This window comes from Haemophilus parahaemolyticus, from assembly GCF_018373095.1.
In the GTDB taxonomy this organism is placed as follows: domain Bacteria; phylum Pseudomonadota; class Gammaproteobacteria; order Enterobacterales; family Pasteurellaceae; genus Haemophilus_A; species Haemophilus_A parahaemolyticus_A.
This window is the reverse complement of sequence record NZ_JAHAHT010000095.1, coordinates 1-6,713: the sequence shown is the minus strand read 5'-3', so window position 1 is coordinate 6,713 and position 6,713 is coordinate 1. Positions and strand designations below refer to the sequence as shown.

At 35.7% G+C, this 6,713-nt stretch carries 8 protein-coding genes; 6 read left to right on the top strand and 2 right to left on the bottom strand.

Annotated features, from left to right (window positions below; all coding sequences use genetic code 11):
- Both KH943_RS08485 and KH943_RS08480 read left to right on the top strand, forming a co-directional pair.
- Positions 1 to 598, top strand: a 598-nt coding sequence (locus KH943_RS08485; RefSeq protein WP_304109966.1) for a site-specific tyrosine recombinase XerD, incomplete at its 5' end; no start/stop codon positions are given.
- Positions 599 to 721: 123 nt separating this feature from the next.
- A complete protein-coding gene (locus tag KH943_RS08480) occupies positions 722 to 1,186 on the top strand; it encodes a hypothetical protein (protein ID WP_304109964.1) in 465 nt (154 codons plus the stop codon).
- A 21-nt stretch (positions 1,187 to 1,207) separates the two neighbouring features.
- Here the strand turns inward: KH943_RS08480 and KH943_RS08475 are convergent, their stop codons facing one another.
- Both KH943_RS08475 and KH943_RS08470 read right to left on the bottom strand, forming a co-directional pair.
- A complete protein-coding gene (locus tag KH943_RS08475) occupies positions 1,208 to 1,630 on the bottom strand; it encodes a hypothetical protein (RefSeq protein ID WP_304109962.1) in 423 nt (140 codons plus the stop codon).
- Positions 1,631 to 1,634: 4 nt separating this feature from the next.
- Positions 1,635 to 2,672: an IS1595 family transposase gene (locus KH943_RS08470; RefSeq protein WP_304109961.1), complete on the bottom strand. Its 1,038-nt coding sequence runs from the start codon at positions 2,670 to 2,672 to the stop codon at positions 1,635 to 1,637.
- A 121-nt stretch (positions 2,673 to 2,793) separates the two neighbouring features.
- Between KH943_RS08470 and KH943_RS08465 the strand changes: the two genes are divergently transcribed.
- The 4 genes from KH943_RS08465 (at position 2,794) to KH943_RS08450 (ending at position 6,265) form a co-directional block, all read left to right on the top strand.
- Positions 2,794 to 3,144 carry a helix-turn-helix domain-containing protein gene (locus tag KH943_RS08465; RefSeq protein WP_288533472.1) on the top strand — a complete coding sequence of 117 codons (351 nt, stop codon included), beginning with the start codon at positions 2,794 to 2,796 and terminating at the stop codon, positions 3,142 to 3,144.
- A gap of 44 nt (positions 3,145 to 3,188) precedes the next feature.
- Positions 3,189 to 4,514 (top strand): hypothetical protein, encoded by a 1,326-nt coding sequence (locus KH943_RS08460; RefSeq protein ID WP_304109957.1) that lies wholly within the window; start codon positions 3,189 to 3,191, stop codon positions 4,512 to 4,514.
- 220 nt (positions 4,515 to 4,734) lie between these two features.
- Positions 4,735 to 5,025 (top strand): hypothetical protein, encoded by a 291-nt coding sequence (locus tag KH943_RS10240; RefSeq protein WP_438359836.1) that lies wholly within the window; start codon positions 4,735 to 4,737, stop codon positions 5,023 to 5,025.
- 253 nt (positions 5,026 to 5,278) lie between these two features.
- Positions 5,279 to 6,265 carry an Abi family protein gene (locus KH943_RS08450; protein WP_304109955.1) on the top strand — a complete coding sequence of 329 codons (987 nt, stop codon included), beginning with the start codon at positions 5,279 to 5,281 and terminating at the stop codon, positions 6,263 to 6,265.
- Positions 6,266 to 6,713: the final 448 nt, after the last annotated feature.

Here is a 6,713-nt window from a genome sequence, read left to right as displayed (position 1 = left end):
GAGCTCACCTAAATTGCCAAGCCGCTTACCTAAATATTTAACCGAGCAACAAGTCACGGATTTATTAAATACACCTGATGTCGAAATTCCGCTCGAGTTACGCGATAAAGCCATGTTGGAATTGTTGTATGCCACGGGATTACGTGTCACGGAATTGGTCACTCTCACTATTGAGAATATGAATCTGCAACAAGGTGTCGTGCGTGTGATTGGCAAAGGCAACAAGGAACGCATTGTACCAATGGGGGAAGAAGCCGCGTTTTGGGTGCGACAATTTGTGCTTTATGGTCGCCCAATTTTGCTCAATGGGCAAAGCTCTGATGTGGTCTTTCCCAGTCAACGGGCTCAGCAAATGACTCGACAAACCTTTTGGCATCGTATAAAGCATTATGCCGTGTTAGCAGGAATCGATACGGATGCGCTATCTCCACACGTTCTCCGTCATGCCTTTGCGACACATTTGGTGAATCATGGTGCGGATCTCCGTGTTGTGCAAATGCTCCTCGGACACAGCGATCTCTCCACCACGCAAATTTATACTCACGTGGCTAAAGAACGCTTGAAACACCTTCATGAAAGATTTCATCCGAGAGGATAAAATAAAAAAGTGCGGTCAAATTTATCATTATTTTTCGGTATTATGTAGCAGTTGCACAAAGATTTAATTTGTTGTTTCTGCTACATTTTCTTATCTTTTATGTACAAAAGGTAAGAATAGTCAATGACAAAACAAAAATCAACTTTGGAAAATGCGCTTGAAGAAGCGATTGAAGAAATTGAAACCGAAAAGAAAGAAATTGCAGCGCAAATCAAGCAACTCCATAAAGAATTAAAAGATCTTGATCGGAAGATTTCAGACTATCGTGTGGCATTAAATCACGCAAAAGGTCGGGAAGAACCGCCTTTACCGTCAAACCCCAAATTTAGAAATCTTCGTTTTCAAATTTCGCCTCAACAGTTGATTGCTCAGGTACTAAAACAAGAGCCTTCAAAATGGTTAAGTGTGAAGGAGATTACATATCTAGCGATGAAGTTAGATGGGCAAGAGATTGAAGAAGTCATACCGTATAAACAATCACAAACGATTGCTTGTACATTAAACTATTTAAAGTATAAATCGTTAGTGGAAAAATGCTTAATAGATAACTCACAACATTGGCGATTGAGAACACTTGAGCAAGGATAGTAAATAGCGGTAGAGATACCGCTATTTTTGTTTCCATTGCCAGTGAACCTCATTTCGGCTGATTTGAATTCTATCAATCCATTCTCTTTTATAAAACTCATTCAGTTGTTTACGAACGGAATCAAGATGTTTTTCGGACGGTGTATCAGGATTTTGTTCAATATCAAAAATGCGCTGCGTGAGTTCGGCAATTGTAAAGGCTTTGTTGGGTGCTTCTCGCATCATTTGTACGATGTATTTACGAATTTTCCCTTTAAAGAGCTTATATTTGGAACGGTACACAAAGTTGTCCGTATTATAAAGGGCTACATCACTTTCCTGTTGAGTAAGCTCAATAGCACATTTTAATGTGGCAATGTTCGAATCAAGTAATGCAAGATGATGCAATACCTGTTTACGTTCAAACTCAAATTCTTTGAGCTTCTTATCTAAGTTGTATGCCATATATCTACTGCCAAATCACTTCTTGATGAATAATTTTTCGTTGCCAATAACCGCACCATTCATTGTTATCGTTGGTGGTTTTCAAACATCGGCTCAATACATCAATAAACTGCGCTTTATTTGAGGTACGGCGATTGTCCTCACGGTACGCAATTTCATTAGCATAGTTAAGTAAGTATTCGTTGCTGATACGGTGAACTTGTCCGTAGTACATACGTTTGAAACGACTAAATAGACTTTCTGCCTGATTGTTTGTTACACCTAAGTCACTACGATATTCTTCTTTATGGTTTACCGTTCTCAAGTTATAGTAAGGCAACAAGACATCATAAGCTGTGCTTTCATCGGTATTGATTTGCGTATTAGGTTTAATGAATTTGTCAGCAAAACTTTTCACTACCGATTGCGATTCCGTATGCGCCACAAAAACGTGAGAACGTTTTGCTCCACAATGCAACACATTACTGGCTTTTTCTTCTGGCGAATAATGCTCACGTGCAACCATGACACAACGTTTATCAGGATTCTGATTTTCCTTTAAACGATAGTCAATGCGATCAGATTTCTTATTTGCTTTACGTGGTGTAGGATGAACATAAGTACCGTCCATATCCACTACACCTGAAAGTGGTTTCATATCACGGCTTTCAAGTAAAGCCTTGCGGAATTTATGTGATAAAACAAATGCCGTGCGAGGATTAAGTTTTGCATTACGAGCTAATTGAAGGGAAGATAACCCTTTGACAGCATTTACCCATTCCATTAAAGCATAGAGATAAACCTTAATCGGTTTCTTGCGATTGGCAAAAATGGTACCAGAAGTGACACTAAAAGTGTGATTACAATGTTTGCAGCGCCATTGTTTACGTGTAGAAATATAATAAGGCTTGTGTTGTACTCCACATTTAGGACAAGTGATAAACTCTTTGCCCCCCCATCTTAATTCACAAAGCAAATCATATGCTTCTTCTTCCGAGAGTTGTGCAATCTCGTAAGAAGAAAGCGTGCGAGCTTTGCTTGATAGAAGAAAGTGTTGAGCCATTGTAGAATCTGAAGCCTTAAAATTATAATTTGTTAGAACATACCTAAAGATGTATAATTGTCCTATTTATGTATATAAATATACACAAATAAATACATGAAGTCAATAAAGGGGTACACAAATGAATACAAGCGAAAGACTAAAACAAGTGATGGAAGTGAAAGGTTTTAATCTAAAAACCTTTTCTGAGCAAACTAATATACCTTATCGAACGCTACAAAATTACATTTTGAGTGGGCGCGAACCGAATGCTGAAGCCTTGATGAAGTTACATACCCGATTAGGTGTTAACCTGAATTGGCTGGTAAGTGGTAATGGCGAAATGTACACATCTGAACAAAATATAAGTTTAAACGTAGAGGAATCAGAGCTATTAAATCAGTATCGCACAATTAATGAATCAGGGAAGCGTATTTTGAAAACAACAAGTCAGGCTATTCTTAACGAGCTAAAAAATACACAAGAACGTTAATAATAATGAGACAGCAAAATCTATAATATTTCCAGAAACAAGTTATGAGTAATATTTTGTTAAAAAAGTTAGAGCGTTTAGTTGTTGTTGATAGCTACCTTCTAAAGCATCCTAAAGACTATCATTATCAGATAGAACGCTATGAATCATTGATTGAATTAGATCTTATCCATTTAGCCGAACTTTCAATTAGAGAAATATCTAAACCGTCTTATATTTCTACTTCTGTTCGTTTTTCTTACGAAGAAAAAGGAGTCTATGTCGAACTATACAATAGTCTTAAAGAATTCGATTATGCATTAAGAAATGCTAAATTTAACGTTATGGATTACAATAATCGAGCTGTTAGATTAGCCGATTTGGGACTTTTTGAACTTGCTATTTCTGATTATCTGATTGGGATAGAGATAATTACTAATAATTTTCCAAATGCAAAGGAAGAATTAAATTGTTTTAAATTTGGACTATCGACAATTTTATTAAGATTAGGGGATTTTTCAAATGGGTTGCCTTTATACGAATCTAGAAAGGATGTACAACCTATTCATAATCAATTTTCTAATTTTCAATTATGGAATGGGATAATTGCAAAAGGGAAAGTGTTATTATTACAGTATGAGCAAGGCATTGGTGATGAGTTTCAATATATTCGTTATGCTATTTTACTTAAGAACTTAGGGATGGAAGTTATTGTTAATACGCATGATATTACGAATGATTTTTTAGAATATAATTTGAATAAATATAACATAAAAGTTATTAGAAAGGCAGGAGAGTACGTAGCGTTTGATTATTACTGTCCAATTATGAGTATCCCATTCTTAATGAAAGATCTGCTGATAGATATACCATATAAAGATAAATACTTGTTTCACTCAACGGAATCAGTTAAGTCATTGCTTAAGAAAGATAAGTTGAATATTGGGGTATGTTGGTCTAGCACTTCACGACCTAATGATTTTATTAGGAATATTGGAATTTCTAAGATTTCATCTCTATTTAGCATTCCAAATACAATATTTCATTGTATTCAGAAAGAAATTAGTGAAGACGATAAAAACAAAGCAAAACAATGGGATAATCTATTTCTATATGATTCAGAAATATCTAACTTTTTTGATACATCCTCTCTGATAAATGAGCTAGATCTTGTCATAACTATTGATACTTCTATTGCTCACCTTTCTGCAGCGATGGGAAAAAGAACATGGATATTATTACCTTATAAAGCAGATAGCCGATGGCTACTAAATAGAAAGGATAGTATATGGTATGATAATGTGAGATTGTTTAGACAAAAACTAGACTACAACTGGGACTTTGTAATCAGAGAAGTCAAAAATCGTCTAGATATACTTGCTTTATCATAAATACCATTTTTAAATAACGTCTTTAATCATTTAATTTAAGTTCGGATTTCTTGTTTGATTTTGACAAGGCGGAGCTAAGAACCTAAGGAAAACAGGTCGTAGCCGCGCTTGCCGATAAGCTCAACAGCTTAAACGTAAAAGCCTCTACCATTGAAGGCTACACCGACCGTATGGGGCAGTTTTTTACAATTTAGCACTTTCTCAACGCCGTGCCGACACAGTGAAAGCTGAACTCCAATGTTTAGGTGTAAAAGCGGAGTTAAGTGCCGTAGGCTACGGTAAAGCCAACCAAGTAAAAGCTTGCGAAGGCAACGACCAAGCTGCTAAAGACTGCTTACGCCCGAACCGTCGTGTGGTAGTTAAAGTACAAGGCACAGAGCTTAACGCAGGCTCAAGCGAAAAAGTCGCAGGTCCAATCGGTCCCGCACCACTTTACGATGCGAACTCCCCTTATAGTCCGCACATTACAGGCAATCCAAATCCAGCATTGCCAGCACAGAATTTGCAGTAATCTGCAAACCGACTTCTTAGCCTAACGGTTTTGAAGATTTTATTTAAAAATTGTTTCCAAAATTAGGAGCAACCTCGCAAGGGGTTGCTTTTTTGTTAATAAAGTTTATTGATAGGTAAAAACTTTTAGACATTAATAATTTTAAATGTATAATCCGTGCCAATCGTGGCGTAGCCCCTGTCCCTAGGGTTTGTAGAAATACAATCGACTTAGAGTGTCAAGCTGCGCCCTTGCTTTTCTATATTCCCAATCTATGACTATTAAACCCCACAAAGAATACCCTAAACTGGTTGAACAGTTAAAATCTAGGGGAATGACAATAAATGATCCTAAGTATGCAGAAAAGAAACTATCGCAAGTTGGTTATTATCGCTTGTCTGGCTTTTGGCATATATCAAGAAAACCTAATCCAAACAATTCATTAAGTGATGAGTTCTTAGATAACGTTGTTTTTGAAGAAGTTTATAAATTATATATCTTTGATAAAAAACTTAGATTACTATTGCTAGATATTATAGAGAGATTAGAAATTAATATTAGAACAATAATTGCTCATGAACTAGGGCGAGATAACCCTCTAGCCTATCAGGATTATACTTTAATAAACCATAAATTTCTAAAACATCAGTGGAAAAATAATAGTTATGCCTATGCAAAATGGCTAGATTCTGTATCAAATAAGATCCAACGTTGTAAAGATGAGTTTATCGAATGGCATAAAGCTAATGATAAAGAACTTCCTTTTTGGGTTATTACTGAGACATGGGATTTTGGAACGATGTCAAAATTCTATTCTTTACTAAATGGACAGCAACAAAGAAAAATTGCTAAACAATTTAATATTGATGAAAACACCTTAAAAGGTTGGTTGAATGAAATTAATATAGTTAGAAATCTATCAGCTCACCATTCAAGGGTTTGGAATAAATCTTTTACTGATATTGTAATTCCTGATTTTTCAAATCCTAGACTAGCCAAATTTAAAAAGGCAAATGCGTATTTTGATAAAGTTGAGTTAGATCAAAAATCTAAAGCCCGAATCTTTAGCCGAATTGCTGTCTTATGGTATCTTGTTAGTCAAACAAGTACCAATTATCATTGGTTGGATAAGTTTGGTGACTTATTAAAATCATTCCCTAATCTACCTAATGCAAAAATAGAACTAATGGGAATATCTGATAATAATTTAGAGTTAATATACAATTCATTTTCTGTAGCTGATAAAAGAATAGGTACATAATAGTTAGACTGATTAAATTATTACATTAAAAATTTTAGTATTTTTCGGTAAAGGGAGAAATCCTCCTAAGTAAACAGAAATCAATTTAGTCACGAATCAATTTTACCATTGCTTTTCCTTAAATTGGAAAAGATAGGTAAACCGATAAAAAGGTGCGTTTTGCCACATTACGGGTGAATGTTGCCATGTGTTTATCTAGGCATTAAGTCCACAAGTTTCCTTGTGGCAGTACGGTATTCGAGGCGCAAACGCTTTGAGCCGATCTGATTTTTCAGATGGGCGATTTTTTGTGTCTGGCGTTTAGCAAATCTCGGATGCCTTGTACTACACAAGGAAATTCGCAATGGCTCAATAATAACGATTTAGGTGGGGCAACATTTGAATTAAGCCTACCGTTGGAGGAAGAGAACAATGAATAATACAACAATTCTAATTGTTGAAGATGACA

Excerpts from the sequence above, each read along its gene's own strand:
- KH943_RS08480 (WP_304109964.1), top strand. The coding sequence starts at position 722 with ATGACAAAACAAAAATCAACTTTGGAAAATGCGCTTGAAGAAGCGATT.
- KH943_RS08475 (WP_304109962.1), bottom strand. The coding sequence starts at position 1,630 with ATGGCATACAACTTAGATAAGAAGCTCAAAGAATTTGAGTTTGAACGT.
- KH943_RS08470 (WP_304109961.1), bottom strand. The coding sequence starts at position 2,672 with ATGGCTCAACACTTTCTTCTATCAAGCAAAGCTCGCACGCTTTCTTCT.
- KH943_RS08465 (WP_288533472.1), top strand. The coding sequence starts at position 2,794 with ATGAATACAAGCGAAAGACTAAAACAAGTGATGGAAGTGAAAGGTTTT.
- KH943_RS08460 (WP_304109957.1), top strand. The coding sequence starts at position 3,189 with ATGAGTAATATTTTGTTAAAAAAGTTAGAGCGTTTAGTTGTTGTTGAT.
- KH943_RS08450 (WP_304109955.1), top strand. The coding sequence starts at position 5,279 with ATGACTATTAAACCCCACAAAGAATACCCTAAACTGGTTGAACAGTTA.